Origin of the sequence: Mesorhizobium sp. M1307, from assembly GCF_040318155.1 — a bacterium.
In the GTDB taxonomy this organism is placed as follows: domain Bacteria; phylum Pseudomonadota; class Alphaproteobacteria; order Rhizobiales; family Rhizobiaceae; genus Mesorhizobium.
Map to the genome: position 1 here is coordinate 15,968 of NZ_JAMYLR010000021.1, position 13,835 is coordinate 29,802.

Here is a 13,835-nt window from a genome sequence, read left to right on the forward strand (position 1 = left end):
TGACAGCCCTATCGGACGATCGTCAACCGTTCGGCCGCGCGCGTGATCGCGGTGTAGAGCCAACGCTGGCGAGTTTCCTTGAATGCCCAGCTTTCGTCGAAAAGCACGATCTCGTTCCACTGCGACCCTTGCGCCTTGTGCACGGTCAGCGCGTAACCGTAATCGAAATCGTCGAAGCGCTTCTTCTGCTGCCAGGGAATGTCGGCGTCGGGATCCTCGAATGCGGCCTTGAGCAGCTTGATCTTGGCGACGCCGCGATCCGGGTCATCTTCCTCCGGTGAGACCAGCAGATTGATGCCGGGCTTGACCGTCTCGCGCGACGAGGTCATCACCTTCCACAGCGAGCCGTTGAGCAGTCCCTTGGCCGGATCGTTGCGCAGACAGACCAGCTTGTCGCCGGCTTGCGGATAATCGGCGTTGAACCCCTTCAGCTCGCGCAGCCGCTGGTTATAACGGCGGCGCGTGCGGTTGGTACCGACCAGCACCTGGTCCGCCTTCAGCACCAGTTCCTGGGTGACGTCTTCCTTGCCGATCACCTGCGCCGCGCCATAGTCGCCGCGCATGAACTCGCGGCCCTCGCGCACGTCAAGCGCAAGCCGGATGATCGGGTTGTCTCGCGCCTGGCGATGGATTTCGGTGAGCAGAATGTCCGGCTCGTGGTCGGTGAAGAAGCCGCCGCCGGAGATTGGCGGCAACTGGCCGGGATCGCCGAGCACCAGGATCGGCGTGCCGAAGCTCATCAGGTCACGGCCGAGTTGCTCGTCGACCATTGAGCATTCGTCGATGACGACGAGCTTGGCGCGCGAGATCGGGCTCTGCCGGTTGAGCGAAAATGTCGGCGACATCGATGTTTTGCCGGTCACCTCGTCCGCTACCGATTCTTCGCCTTTCGGCCGGTAGATCAGCGAATGGATGGTGCGGGCATTGACCGCGCCCTTGGAACGCAGCACCTGCGCCGCCTTACCCGTAAACGCGGCGAACTGCACCTGGCCGTCGACATGCTCGGCGAAATAGCGCGCCAGCGTCGTCTTACCGGTGCCGGCATAGCCGAACAGCCGGAACAGCTGCGGCTTGCCGGCTTTCAGCCAGCCGGCCACCGCCTTCAGCGCCTCGTCCTGTTGAGGAGAGAATTCCATCAGCGCGACAGACCGGATTCGCGAGGGAAAGACAAGGTGACTGCCGTCACCATCAATTTTCATCGCCGGCAATCACGCCGCTGCGACGGGGTCAGGCTATCAGTGACGAACAGGAACGTAAAGAGAACAAGGTCAGGCGACCGCAGCTTACCCGGCCCGCTGTGGATCGTTCTCCAGCTGGATCGGCTTGCCATGCGGCGTTGCGTGCGCGGCGCGTTCCCAGGCAGCGGCGAGCGCATCGACGTCGCGCTTTCCGGCAACGCCCTTGGCCAAAAGCAGCTTTTCCAGCGCGGCCAGCCAGTGCTCGTAGTAATCGTGACCGTCGCGCGCGGCGCCCGGCCGCTTCACCTCTGCGGACAAAGCATCCGCCCATTCGCTCCACGAAAACAGCCCGTTGTCGTGCAGTGCTACCGTCATGGCAAAGGCCTCTGCTTGCCACGGCTCGGCAAACACAGGCGCCTCGACACCGGCGGGCAGCATGGCGGCGACTGAGCCCGTCTCACGCCGGCTCAAGGTAGCTCTCCCAGGCATCGATCGACACGACGAGTGTCGGATCGGCGCCCTCGCCCCAGATTTCGCCGCCGGTGAAGGCCACCGTATAGACCCATTGCGGGTTTTCGCCCTGGCCGTGCGCATTGGTGTCGGGAAAGACAAAGCCGTCGCGCACAGCCTCGACGACACCTCGCTTGCCGCGTGCATAGCGCGGCAGTCTGGTGTGGCCGGTCGGATGAAAGTTCCTGGTTCGCACGGGGTCGCCCGCCTTGAACCGCGCAGGCACGGCGACAGGCCGGTCGCAGTGCCCGCCCTTGGCCAGCACCGCCGGAACGTCCTTAGCCTTCAGCACCCGTTTGGGTGTCGCTGCCGGGTCGACTGCGTCGCCCGTAGCCAGGTCGCGGTCGCTGACGAAACCATGGCGTTTGAGCAGCACCTCCAGCGCCTTGATCCATATCTGGTAGTAGCTGGAGGCATAATAATCCGCTGGATGCAGCGATTCCCGCGCGTGCCGACTCTCGTCGATGGTCCAGGCGCCCATGGCGCCGGCGCACAACGTCACGCCCAGCGCCCGCCTTTCCCAATCGGCATGGAAATAGGGTTCGTCCGGTTCGGGCGCGACCGGCCCGAAACCCATCTGGCCGCCGAGATCCTGCGGCCCGTTCATGCCGGCTCCCGCGCCAACGCGGTGCCGATCATGGCATCGCGCGTCACCAGATCGGCGAGCCGTGCCTCATCCCAGCCCTCGGTGCCCCTTGGCTGCATAGGCACCACCAGATAGCGCAGCTCGGCGGTCGAATCCCACACCCGGATTGTCGTCCTCGCCGGCAAGGTCAGACCGAATTCCTCGAGCACGCCGCGCGGATCGATCACTGCGCGCGAACGGTACGGCGGCGCCTTGTACCAGACCGGCGGCAAGCCGAGCACCGACCACGGATAGCAGGAACATAGCGTGCAGACGACGAGGTTGTGCGTGTCGGCCGTATTGAAGACCGCCTGCATGTGCTCGCCTTGCCGGCCGGTGTAGCCGAGCGATTCGATGGCCGCCGTCGCATCACGCTTCAGCCATGCGGCAAACGCGGGATCAACCCAGGCTTTCGCCACCACCTTTGCGCCGTTGCGCGGCCCGATCTTGGTCTCATAGGTGTCGACAATGACATCGATCGCCGCCGGATCGATCAGGCCTTTGCGGGTGAGAATCGTCTCCAGCGCGCGCACCCGCGCCGCAAAAGGATCAAGCTCGTTGTCGTGGTCGTGATTGTGCGGCATGGCGTCAAATTACGATCGCGGACCTCCGGCCGCAAGCACCACGGCTTGGGCCAGCGCTATTCGGCTGCCGCCTTCTGCGGCACTGGTTCTTCCTCCTCGTCGAACAGTGACGGCTGGTCGACCGCTTCGACCGGCCTCGGCTCGCCCCGGCGCCGCGCCCACAGCCTGACCAGCCAGCCGGAAAAATGCTCCATGTAGACGTAGATGACGGGCGTGACGAACAGCGTCAGTGCCTGCGAGGCGACAAGACCGCCGACCACGGCCACGCCGAGAGGCTGGCGCAGTTCCGCGCTGGCGCCGGTGCCGAGCGCGATCGGGATGGTACCCATCAGCGCGGCAAGCGTGGTCATCATGATCGGCCGGAAGCGCATCAGGCAGGCCTTGTGGATGGATTCGACGGGCGACATCCCCTCGCGCCTGAGTTCCAGCGCCACGTCGATCATCATGATGCCGTTCTTCTTGACGATGCCGATCAGCATCAGGATGCCGATCACCGCGATCACCGACAGATCCATCCCCGCCAGCCGCAGTGCCACCAGCGCGCCCAGCACCGCCGACGGAAGCCCGGTCAGGATGGTAAGCGGATGGATGAAGCTCTCATAAAGCATGCCGAGCACGATATAGATGGTCAGGATCGCGCCGCCGATCAGCAGCCCCTGGTTGGAAAGCGAATCCTGGAACGTCTTGGCCGTGCCCGAGAAGGCGGTCGAGATCGTCGGCGGCATGCCGATCTTGTCCTTCAGCGCGTTGATGTGGCTCACGCTGTCGCCGAGGGCCACGCCTTGCGGCAGATTGTAGGAGATGGTCACTGCCGGAAGCTGGCCGAGCTGGTTGACGGTCAAAGCACCGGCGGTCCGATCGACGCGGGCGAACGCACCGAGCGGCACCAGGCTGCCGCTCGCCGTTCTCACCTTGATGGCCAGCATCCGCTCGGGCGACCACTCGATCTTCGGATCGAGCTCCATGATCACGTCGTAGCTGTCGGCCGAACCGAAGATGGTCGACACCTGCTGGGTGCCGAAACCGCCATAGAGGCTGGAGCGCAACGTGTCGGTATCGACACCGAGGTTCGCCGCCTTGTCGCGGTCGATCACCAGCGTCGCCTGTAGCGCGTTGTTCTGCAGGTCATTGGTGACGTCGGTGAAGGCGGCATGATCGGCAGCCATCGCGTCCGTCAGCCTTTGCGCCCAGACGTTCGTCAGGCCGGTATCGAGGCCCTGCACGGCAAGCTGGTAGGCACTCGCCGAAGAACGCGCGCCGAGCCGCAGGTTCTGCACCGGTTGCATGTAGGTTTCGATGCCGGGCACATTGGCAAGCTGGCGCCGTAGATCCGAAAGCACCTTGTCGATGTTCGGTCGGTGGTCCTTGTCTTTCAGCTGCACAAACAGCTGGCCCTGGTTGAGCGCATTGTTTCCACTGCCCGCCGACCAGCCGACATGCGCCACGTAGGGCGAATGGGTGAAGACATCCGCCACTTGCCCCTGCAGCTTCACCATCGCGTCAAACGAAATGTCCTGGCGCGCGATGGTCGTCACCGAGACCTGGCCGATATCCTCCTGCGGGAAGAAGCCCTTCGGCGAGATCTGGATCAGCCACGCCGACAGCCCGGCGGTCACGAGGAAGACAAGGCAGACCAGGAAATTGTGGCGCAGACAGAATGTCAGCAACCAGTCATAGCCCCGCATGAAGACGTTTTGTCTATGGTCCTCGCCGTGCGCTGCCTTCTGCTCGGCTTTCGATAATGACAACAGCCGCGAACACAGCATCGGCGTCAGTGTCAGCGAGACGAACATCGACGCCAGGATGGCGACCGTCACCACCACCGCGAATTCGTTGAAGATGCGCCCGATCACGCCGCCCATCAAAAGCACCGGAATGAACACGGCGACCAGCGAGATCGAGATCGAGATGATGGTGAAGCCGATCTCGCGCGCGCCCTTGAGCGACGCCTCGAGGGCCGAGAGCCCGTCCTCCTCCATATGGCGGAAAATATTTTCCAGCATGACGATGGCATCGTCGACGACAAGGCCGACCGCCAATGTCAGCCCCATCAATGAGACGTTGTCGATGGAAAAGCCGAACAGGTACATCACGCCTAGCGTGGCGATGAGCGAAATCGGCACCGCCACAGCCGGGATGACCGTCGCCGTTACCCGGCGCAGGAACAGGAAGATCACCATCACCACCAGCGCGATGGTGAGCAGCAGCGTGAACTGCACGTCATCGACCGCCTCGCGGATCGATGTCGAGCGGTCGTTGAGCAACTGGATGCTCGCCGCTGCCGGCATCTGATCGTCGAAGGAAGGTAGCATCGCCTTGACGCGGTCGACGACGTCGACGGTATTGGCATCCGGCTGGCGCTGCACCGCCATGATGATGGCGCGCGTGCCGTCATACCAGCTTGCCGTCGTCGTGGTCTCGACCGAATCGATGACGCGGGTCACCTCGCCGAGCCGCACCGGATGGCCGTTCTTGGTGGCGATGATGATGTTGGAGAATCCCGCCGCATCGGTCAGCTGCGTGTTCGCGGTGATCGTCAGCTGCTGTTTGTTGTTCTTGAGCACGCCGAGCGGCGTGTTGCTGTTGGCCGAGGCAATGGCCGTCTGCAGCTGGTCGATCGAGATGCCCCGTGCGGCGAGCGCCGTCGGATCGATCTGGACGCGCACGGCATATTTCTGCTGACCGTAGATCGAAACCTGCGCAACGCCATCGATCGTCGACAGCGATGGCGAAATCACATTCTCGGCAAAGGCATCGAGATCGGTCAGCGGAATGGTGTCGCTGACCAGCGACATCAGCAGGATCGGCGCGTCGGCTGGATTGACCTTGCGATAGCTCGGCGGGCTGGTCATCTCCGGCGGCAATTGTCGTTGCGTGCGTGCGATCGCTGCTTGCACGTCGGCCGCGGCGGCGTCTATGTCGCGGTTGAGCACGAACTGAATGGCGATCGAGGTCGAGCCGAGCGAGTTGGTCGTCGAAATCGAATCGATGCCGGCGATGGTGGCAAACTGCTTGATGAGCGGCGTTGCCACCGAGGTCGCCATGGTTTCCGGCGAGGCCCCGGGCAGCGAGGCCGAGACGTTGACCACCGGAAATTCGGCGCTTGGCAGTGCCGCCACCGGCAGGAATTTGTAAGCAAATAGCCCGCCCAGAACCAGAGCGAACGACATGAGCAGCGTGGCGACGGGCCTGCGGATGCAGAATTCGGAAATCATGGCTGTGTTCCGGCTGTCCGGTCAGCCTCGGCAACCTTCGGAGCCGCCTGATCGCCGGTGCCGGTCGAAGCCTTGCCTTCGCGCACCGCCGCGCCGTTCTTCAGTTTGGTCTGACCCTCGACGACGACACGCTCGCCGCTTTTCAATCCTTGGCTAATTGCGGTGTTGGTGCCTTCTGTCAGCGCGACCTGCACGGGCCGCATTTCAACGGTGTTGTCCGGCTTGATCACATAGACGAACGGGCCCTTCTGGCTGGGCTGGACGGCGACCGTCGGAACGGAGGTCATTTGTGGCATGATGCCGGCATCGAGCACGACGTTGACGTATTGGCCCGGCCATAGCGAAAGATCGGCGTTGGGCACACTGGCCCGCGTTGCGATCGTGCCGGACGCCGTGTCTACGCTGGAATCGACGAAATCCAGCGTTCCCTTGCCGATCTGCTTCGGGTCGCCGTCCTTGGTCAGCGTCACCGCACCTTGCTGCGGCGCTGCCAGCGCCTTGTGCAGCAAGGCAAGATCGCTTTCGGGGAGATTGAAGTTCACCTGCAGCGGGTCGACCTGCGTGATCGTCACCAGTGGAGTCGACGTGCTGCTGCCGTTGCTGGTGGTGACGAGATCGCCGACGGCGACGCTGACTGCGCCAAGCCTGCCGGAGATCGGCGCCCTGATCGTGGCGAAGCCAAGCTGGATTTGGTCCGCATCGATCGTTGCCTTGTCGGCGTCGACGGTGGCCGCGGCGGATTTCTGCGCCGCGACGGCCTGATCGTAGGTCTGCTGTGTTCCGGCCTGCCTGGCGACGAGATTTTTGGCGCGCTGAAGATCGGCCGTGGCGCTGGCAAGCAGCGCCTGGTCTTTCGCGAGCGTCGCCTGATCGCGTGCCAGTTGCGCCTTCAACGAGCGATCGTCCAGCGAGAACAGAAGGTCGCCTGCCTTCACCATCTGTCCGTCCTTGACCGCGATTGCGACGATCTGGCTCGAGACCCGTGCGTTGATGCTGACCACGGCAGGAGAGGACACGAAGCCGATGGCATAGCGCCGGACCGGGAAATCGGCCGTCGTAGCGGTGGCGGCAACCACCGAAGTCGTACGCGCGGCATTTGCCGCTGCAGCGGGCTTGTCCGCCGTCGCCGTCTGCTTCGCCGACAGCATCTGCTGAAGACCGCTCATTGCGCTGGGCGAAAGATAGAGCCACGCCGCGGCAACGCAGGCTGCAGCGATCACCGCTAATACGATCTTTCCGCGCATCGACAAAAGACCTCTCGATCCGACACGCCGCTATCCGGTGGCCGTAGTCTAGCTCAACTCGCAGCCTCTTGCCGCGCTTTTGCCAAATAATAGAGGATGCCGAAGGCGAAAAAGGGCCAAAACCCGTCATTACGAAGATTTAATGTGCAGTGCACAATAGAACGGCAGCTAACGCAGCATCGGCCACAGCGTCGCCGCAAGCATCACACCCATGGCGATGTTGAACCATTTGAGCCGCACCGCATCCGCCAGAAAGCCGCGCAGCGCCATGCCGAAACCGGCCCAGGTCGAAATGCTCGGCAGCATGACGACGGCGAACGCGGCCGCGATCAGCACCACCGACACAAACGGGCGTTCCGGATTGGTATAGACGGCCATGGCTGTAATCGCCATCACCCAGGCCTTGGGATTGACCCACTGGAAGACCGCAGCCTCGATGAAGCGCATCGGCTGGCCCTTCGCCTCGCCTTCGCCGCCGAGCGAGCGCGACATGGCGATCTTCCAGGCGAGATAAAGCAAGTAGAGGCCGCCGGCGATCTTCAACCCGGTATGCAGGACCGGAAAGGCCGTCAACACGGCGCCAAGCCCGAAGCCTACGGCAAGCAACAGCACGAGGAAGCCGATGCCGATGCCGAGCATGTGTGGCACGGTTTTGACCAAGCCGAAATTCACGCCCGAGGCCAAAAGCATGAAATTGTTCGGACCCGGCGTGATCGAGGTCACAAAGGCATAGACCATAAGCGCAAGGAATGCGTCGAATGTCATGCCGTTCCCCTAATCAATGCGATCGGTGGCAAAGCGACGAGATAGAGCCAAGCTGGATGACTACATCCCTTGCGGGCCACGGTTCATGGCCGCCACGCCGGTACGGCAGATTTCGACCAGCCCGAGCGGTTTCATGATGGCGATGAACTGATCGAGCTTGGAGCCCTTGCCGGTGATCTCGAAGATGAAATGCTCGGTGTTGGCATCGATGACGCTGGCGCGGAATGCATCGGCGAGCCGGAGCGCCTCGACGCGGGCTTCGCCGGTGCCGGCCACCTTGACCAGCGCGAGTTCCCGCTCCAATGGCCGCTCCTGTCCGAATTCCTGCGACCGCACGGTGAGATCGACGACGCGGTGCACCGGCACGATGCGCTCGAGCTGGTGCTTGATCTGCTCCAGCACGTGCGGCGTGCCGCGCGTCACGATGGTGATGCGCGACAGGTGCTTTTCGTGCTCGGTTTCCGAGACCGTCAGGCTCTCGATGTTGTAGCCGCGTCCGGAAAACAGGCCGATGACCCGCGCAAGCACGCCCGGCTCGTTGTCGACCAGGACCGAAAGCGTGTGGTTCTCTGGTTTTTCCGTCTCCTTGGCGATGAAATAGGCGGAGCCGGTCGGTTGCAACTGTGCGTTCATGACATAAATCTCGATTTCAAACTTTTGCGCTAATCTGCTGTTTCCGCACAGCTTCCTCCAACCAGACTACACCAGTTCCCTGCCCTTGGCGTCGATCGCGTTGGCCACAGCTTCGTCCGTCGCCTCGTCCGGCAACAGCATCTCGTTATGCGCCTTGCCGGACGGGATCATCGGGAAGCAGTTGGCGAGCGTCGCCACGCGGCAGTCGAACAGGACGGGCTTCTTGACCGCTATCATCTCCTTGATGGCGTCGTCGAGCTCGTCCGGCTTGTCGCAGCGAATGCCGTGGCCGCCATAGGCTTCGGCGAGCTTGACGAAATCCGGCATCGCCTCGGTATAGGAGTGCGACAGCCGGTTGCCGTGCAGCAGCTGCTGCCACTGCCGCACCATGCCCATATATTGGTTGTTGAGGATGAAGATCTTGATCGGCGCCTCGTGCTGCACCGCGGCGCTCATCTCCTGCATCGTCATCTGCACCGAGGCGTCGCCGGCGATATCGATGACCAGCGCATCCGGGTGCGCGATCTGCACGCCGAGCGCGGCCGGCAGGCCGTAGCCCATCGTGCCCAGTCCGCCGGAGGTCATCCAGCGGTTCGGCTTCTCGAAATGATAGTGCTGTGCCGCCCACATCTGATGCTGGCCGACCTCGGTGGTGATGTAGGTGTCGAGGTCCTTGGTCAGCGCATAGAGCCGCTGGACGGCATATTGCGGCATGATCACCTCGTGGTTCATCTTGTAGGCGAGCGAATCGCGCGCGCGCCATTTGGCAATCTGCTCCCACCACGGGTGAAGCGCTTTCTTGTCGGCCTTGGCGGTTGCCCGCCACAGCCGCACCAGATCCTCCAGCACACGCCCGACATCGCCGATGATCGGCACGTCGGTGTGGACGTTCTTGTTGATCGACGACGGGTCGATGTCGATGTGGATCTTCTTCGAATTCGGCGAAAACGCCGTCAGCCGCCCGGTGATGCGGTCGTCGAAGCGCGCGCCGATGCAGAGCATGACGTCGCAATCGTGCATCGCCATGTTCGCTTCATACGTGCCGTGCATGCCGAGCATGCCCATCCAGTTCTTGCCCGACGCCGGATAGGCGCCGAGGCCCATCAGCGTCGAGGTGATGGGAAAGCCGGTGAGGTCGACCAGCTCGCGCAGCAAATGGCTCGCCTCCGGGCCGGAATTGATGACGCCGCCGCCCGAATAGATGATCGGCTTCCTGGCGCCGGCCATCAGCTCGACCGCCGCCTTGATCTTTTCCAGATCGCCCTGGACCTTCGGTTGGTAGCTGGTGCGCGGCGCCGTCTGCGGCGGGACATAGATACCCTTGGCGAACTGCACGTCCTTCGGAATGTCGACGACGACCGGACCGGGGCGCCCTGTGGTTGCCACATGGAAGGCCTCGTGGATCGTTGCCGCGAGCTCGTTGACGTCCTTCACCAGCCAGTTGTGCTTGGTGCAGGGCCGCGTGATGCCGACCGTGTCGCACTCCTGGAACGCATCCGAGCCGATCAGCGAAGTCGGCACCTGGCCGGTCAGGCAGACCAGCGGGATCGAATCCATCAGCGCGTCCTGCAATGGCGTCACCGCATTGGTGGCGCCCGGCCCTGAGGTCACCAGCATGACGCCGGCCTTGCCGGTCGAGCGCGCATAGCCTTCCGCCGCATGGCCCGCGCCCTGCTCATGGCGGACGAGGATGTGCTCGACCTCGTCCTGCTGGAAGATTTCATCGTAGATTGGCAGAACCGCGCCGCCCGGATAGCCGAAAACATGCTTGACGCCGTTGTCCTTCAGCGCCTGCACCACCATTTCGGCGCCCGTCATTTCGCTCCTTGGCATTTCAGTTCTTGGCATTTCGCGCCGCTCATTCTGTCCACTGCTCATCGGTCTGGTCCCGTACTGTTCGCCATCTGGCGATTGCTGGTCGTTTAGTCGTATTTCGGGCAATAAAAAAGGCCCCCGAGGGAGCCTGTGTCTTGCGCATGGGAGGTCATCGCCCGGCGGTTACACCGCCTTGCCCACGCGCTTTCCTACGAGAATGAGTGCCTTTTTCATGGTGGCGGACAATAGAATTGGTTTGACGCCGCTGTCAACGGCGAATGTGCACTTGGCCTGACGTCGGCACATCCGCCCATTGTGCACCCGCGCGGCCTTTCCGCCGCGCGGGTCTTCCGTTTCAGGCGCAGAGCACCACACCCCTCGCCTTGGCCCAGCGCTCGATGATCTTGCGCTCCTCGAGCGAGGCGAGACGGTTGCCGAAACCGCGCACCTGCACCGCACGGTTTTGCGGGTCGAGTTCGATCGTCAGCAACCGCTCGATCTTGCCGAGCGCCGAGCGCCGCAGCACCCAGATCGAGGCATTGCCGGCGATGCATTTGGCCGCGTATATCGAGACGCAATGATGCATCGCCCGGCTCTCGGCGACCAGATCCTCGGCTGTCTTCAACTGACGGATGAAGAAACGCTCGCCATGCGCCCTTGCCTCTTTGGTCGACGGCTGCCAGTCCCAGTCGTCGAGGCGCGAGCCGTCCCAGGCGCGACCCTGCGACTGCGTCCCGGCAGTACGCGTGGCCCGCCCGGCAGCGCGGCGGCGCATTGCCTCGATGCGTTCGATCGCGGCAATGTCTCGATGCCATTCCAGCATCTGCCGACGCAGCGAGGCGAGCGTGCGACCCTTCAGGCTGTACGCCGCATCGCGCTGGTGCACGGCGCCGATATAGTCGCATAGATCGTCGATCTCCTCCTTCGACGCGGGCTGCCCGCAGAAGAACCGTGTCACCTCGCGCCAGAAGGCCAGATCGTTACGTGGCGTGCGCGCGATTTTCGACTTGGCAAGTCGGGCCGCCAACCCGGAATCATCCGTGTAGGACCGGGCGATCGCCACCCAAAACGCCTCGTCGAACGTGAAATCGCCGGGCAAGTTCAAGAAGCAATGCACCTCCTTGCGAGACAGCCACGCACAGGCGCCCGCCTTGTAGAGCGAGTCACCACGCGCCACTGCGATATACCAAGCCTTGCGAAGCGCAATCTCGCCGGCATTCAACCCCGAGCTGTCCAGCCAGATCCCCTCGAGCGCGGCTGTAACCGGGTAGCGCGCATAGAGATGACGCGCCGCGGCCAGCCGCAGCCGCGCGGGGTCGCGCGTCTTCAGCTTTGGACGCCACAGCGCGCCGTCGCGGATCGCCATGCCGGCAAAGCCCCGACGTGCCTCGTCGAGCGCCCGCTCGAAATCCGGAGCGGGACGCGGGACGGGAAAAACCCGCCGCAGCGTTACGGCATATGCTTCAATGCGTTCGCGCTCGGCATCCTGCCTGCGCTGGATCATGGACTTTGCCATGGCCGTTCTTCCTGATTGGAACCCTGTCAGCCGCACGCAATTCCAGCGTCGGCACGGAATGTGTCGATCTGGATCGCCGGGTCATTGACAGGTCTCCTTTCAGGACGACGGATCAGAATGGGCGGCTTCTCTAAGCTCGCCGCCAATTTGACGCAAGAGCCATTCTTTCCATGCCCGCGATGGTCTGACGGGTGTTGCAAAGGTGCATCGTTGTCGCCATCACCGTGTCCGGCCGACGCGTTTCCAGTAGATGAGGGTGCCTGTCAGCCCGCCATGCGGCTTCAGCGCATAATCCGGTATTTCGCCGGCCAGCGTGAAGCCGAGCTTTTCATAGAGGCCGGAAGCTCCCTCCTCTTTTGCCGTGTCGAGGACCAACAGCGTGCGGCCTTTCTCCACGGCAACGGCTTCCGCCGCCTCCATCAGGCGGGTTGCGATGCCCTTGCCGCGATAATCGAGGCGGGTCATCAGCTTGGCGATCTCGGCCCGGTGCGGCTGGTTGGGAGGGCAGTCGAGCAGCAAGGTGACGGTGCCGACCAGAGCCTCGCCGTTCCAGGCCCCAAGCACCGCCCTTTCGCCTCTGGCGGCCGCATGAAGCGACCTGTTCCAGAAGGCCGCGGCCATCTCCGGCGCCAGCGGATGCATGAAGCTGACCGAGCCGCCGGCGGCGACTGTCCCGATCAGCAGATCCGCCAGCATTTTTTGCGTTCCGTCAGTCCTGGTGAGTGGCCTGATTTCGATCGAACTCATGTGGTTCCCCTGCGCCGTCCGTCAATCGAAATGACTGATCCGCTTCCGCTTCCTGGCCCGCCGGATTTCCGCGATGCGATCGGCGTCTTCCTCTTGCAGATGTCGCCCGCGTTCCAGCAGTTCGAGCATGTATTCCTCATAGGTCAGGCCCAGCCGCTCGGCCTTGTGCAGCCGCATCAGCATGATCTCGCGGCTCGGCGCTTTCCATGCCTGTGCATGGGCGGTGCGCCAGGCAAGAAAGACATAGGGGTCGCCCTTGCCCCAGGGCGGACCGTCATAGTCGTCGAGCGGCGGACCGCCATTGTCGGAGCGTTTTGGACGGCGCGCCTTCACCTCAGCTCCTGGCCAACGCAACCAGATAGTCGGCGGCGTCCGGCCCCGGAGCGTGAAAGACGCAATCGGATGGCGCGCCGAGCGCCAGGCAGTCGCCCGGTTCGAGCCGGTGAACGATGTCCCCCTCGGTGAATTCCAGCTCCCCGGAGATCAGCCATATCTGTTGGCTGATGAAGGCATAGGACGCCGCCGGGAAACTTACCTTGGCGCCGGCCGGCAACTGGATCCGGATCAGTTCGAGGGGTATGTCGGAGACCGGCGAAAGATGCCGACGCACATAACCCGTAGCCGGATCGCGCCAGAGCGGCTGGTCACGTTCGCGAAGCAGGCCACCGCCCTGCAATTCCGCCCTTGCGATCAATGTGGACAGCGTCATGCCGAAGGCGGCCGCAATGCGCACAAGGAGTGCCGCCGTCGGGCTGGTCATGCCGCGTTCTACCGTGCTCAGCATGGCTTTCGAAACATCGGACCGCTCCGCCAGCTCTGCCAGGGACCAGCCTCGAGCCACTCTTTCGGCATGTATTCTTCTGCCGATGGTCGAGGAGATGTCGTTCGCTATATCATCCATTAATCCAATATATCGAAATTTTTCTACGGAGCAACGGCCGTTTCGTCCAGTTTTCGCAAACTCCTTAATGTCCGCTAAACCATCCGGCCTCATCCCACCTTA

The 13,835-nt window shown here is 63.1% G+C and carries 13 protein-coding genes; all 13 read right to left on the reverse strand.

Annotation, left to right across the window (positions count from 1 at the left end; all coding sequences use genetic code 11):
- Window positions 1-8 precede the first annotated feature (8 nt).
- Window positions 9-1,136: an ATP-dependent DNA helicase gene (locus NKH16_RS21405; protein WP_023720791.1), complete on the reverse strand. Its 1,128-nt coding sequence runs from the start codon at window positions 1,134-1,136 to the stop codon at window positions 9-11.
- 147 nt (window positions 1,137-1,283) lie between these two features.
- Window positions 1,284-1,616 (reverse strand): nitrile hydratase accessory protein, encoded by a 333-nt coding sequence (locus NKH16_RS21410; RefSeq protein WP_156937343.1) that lies wholly within the window; start codon window positions 1,614-1,616, stop codon window positions 1,284-1,286.
- 19 nt (window positions 1,617-1,635) lie between these two features.
- Window positions 1,636-2,295 (reverse strand): nitrile hydratase subunit beta, encoded by a 660-nt coding sequence (nthB, locus tag NKH16_RS21415; RefSeq protein WP_352680213.1) that lies wholly within the window; start codon window positions 2,293-2,295, stop codon window positions 1,636-1,638.
- Window positions 2,292-2,897, reverse strand: a complete 606-nt coding sequence (gene nthA, locus NKH16_RS21420) for a nitrile hydratase subunit alpha (RefSeq protein ID WP_352705103.1) — start codon at window positions 2,895-2,897, stop codon at window positions 2,292-2,294. Before nthA ends, nthB begins: the two co-directional genes overlap by 4 nt.
- 56 nt (window positions 2,898-2,953) lie before the next feature.
- Window positions 2,954-6,112 carry an efflux RND transporter permease subunit gene (locus NKH16_RS21425; RefSeq protein ID WP_352820929.1) on the reverse strand — a complete coding sequence of 1,053 codons (3,159 nt, stop codon included), beginning with the start codon at window positions 6,110-6,112 and terminating at the stop codon, window positions 2,954-2,956.
- Entirely contained in the window at window positions 6,109-7,356 is a 1,248-nt protein-coding gene (locus NKH16_RS21430) for an efflux RND transporter periplasmic adaptor subunit (RefSeq protein WP_352450056.1), read from the reverse strand. Before NKH16_RS21430 ends, NKH16_RS21425 begins: the two co-directional genes overlap by 4 nt.
- 168 nt (window positions 7,357-7,524) lie before the next feature.
- Entirely contained in the window at window positions 7,525-8,121 is a 597-nt protein-coding gene (locus NKH16_RS21435) for a LysE family translocator (RefSeq protein ID WP_352742400.1), read from the reverse strand.
- Window positions 8,122-8,181: 60 nt separating this feature from the next.
- The gene (gene ilvN / locus NKH16_RS21440; protein ID WP_023676680.1) at window positions 8,182-8,754 is read right to left on the reverse strand and encodes an acetolactate synthase small subunit; all 573 of its coding nucleotides are present in this window, start codon (window positions 8,752-8,754) and stop codon (window positions 8,182-8,184) included.
- A gap of 66 nt (window positions 8,755-8,820) precedes the next feature.
- Window positions 8,821-10,572 (reverse strand): acetolactate synthase 3 large subunit, encoded by a 1,752-nt coding sequence (locus NKH16_RS21445; RefSeq protein ID WP_352644617.1) that lies wholly within the window; start codon window positions 10,570-10,572, stop codon window positions 8,821-8,823.
- Window positions 10,573-10,924: 352 nt separating this feature from the next.
- Window positions 10,925-12,085: a PcfJ domain-containing protein gene (locus tag NKH16_RS21450; protein WP_352680218.1), complete on the reverse strand. Its 1,161-nt coding sequence runs from the start codon at window positions 12,083-12,085 to the stop codon at window positions 10,925-10,927.
- A gap of 219 nt (window positions 12,086-12,304) precedes the next feature.
- A complete protein-coding gene (locus tag NKH16_RS21455; protein WP_352644864.1) occupies window positions 12,305-12,832 on the reverse strand; it encodes a GNAT family N-acetyltransferase in 528 nt (175 codons plus the stop codon).
- 21 nt (window positions 12,833-12,853) lie between these two features.
- Complete coding sequence (locus tag NKH16_RS21460; RefSeq protein ID WP_352742402.1) at window positions 12,854-13,165, reverse strand: hypothetical protein; 312 nt, start codon at window positions 13,163-13,165, stop codon at window positions 12,854-12,856.
- Between the two features lies 1 nt (window position 13,166).
- Window positions 13,167-13,733 carry a helix-turn-helix domain-containing protein gene (locus tag NKH16_RS21465; RefSeq protein ID WP_352742404.1) on the reverse strand — a complete coding sequence of 189 codons (567 nt, stop codon included), beginning with the start codon at window positions 13,731-13,733 and terminating at the stop codon, window positions 13,167-13,169.
- Between the last annotated feature and the right edge of the window lie 102 nt (window positions 13,734-13,835).

Excerpts from the sequence above, each read along its gene's own strand:
- NKH16_RS21455 (WP_352644864.1), bottom strand. The coding sequence starts at position 12,832 with ATGAGTTCGATCGAAATCAGGCCACTCACCAGGACTGACGGAACGCAA.
- NKH16_RS21450 (WP_352680218.1), bottom strand. The coding sequence starts at position 12,085 with ATGGCAAAGTCCATGATCCAGCGCAGGCAGGATGCCGAGCGCGAACGC.
- NKH16_RS21410 (WP_156937343.1), bottom strand. The coding sequence starts at position 1,616 with ATGCTGCCCGCCGGTGTCGAGGCGCCTGTGTTTGCCGAGCCGTGGCAA.
- NKH16_RS21425 (WP_352820929.1), bottom strand. The coding sequence starts at position 6,112 with ATGATTTCCGAATTCTGCATCCGCAGGCCCGTCGCCACGCTGCTCATG.
- NKH16_RS21445 (WP_352644617.1), bottom strand. The coding sequence starts at position 10,572 with ATGACGGGCGCCGAAATGGTGGTGCAGGCGCTGAAGGACAACGGCGTC.
- NKH16_RS21430 (WP_352450056.1), bottom strand. The coding sequence starts at position 7,356 with ATGCGCGGAAAGATCGTATTAGCGGTGATCGCTGCAGCCTGCGTTGCC.
- nthB (WP_352680213.1), bottom strand. The coding sequence starts at position 2,295 with ATGAACGGGCCGCAGGATCTCGGCGGCCAGATGGGTTTCGGGCCGGTC.
- ilvN (WP_023676680.1), bottom strand. The coding sequence starts at position 8,754 with ATGAACGCACAGTTGCAACCGACCGGCTCCGCCTATTTCATCGCCAAG.
- NKH16_RS21435 (WP_352742400.1), bottom strand. The coding sequence starts at position 8,121 with ATGACATTCGACGCATTCCTTGCGCTTATGGTCTATGCCTTTGTGACC.
- NKH16_RS21405 (WP_023720791.1), bottom strand. The coding sequence starts at position 1,136 with ATGGAATTCTCTCCTCAACAGGACGAGGCGCTGAAGGCGGTGGCCGGC.
- nthA (WP_352705103.1), bottom strand. The coding sequence starts at position 2,897 with ATGCCGCACAATCACGACCACGACAACGAGCTTGATCCTTTTGCGGCG.
- NKH16_RS21465 (WP_352742404.1), bottom strand. The coding sequence starts at position 13,733 with ATGGATGATATAGCGAACGACATCTCCTCGACCATCGGCAGAAGAATA.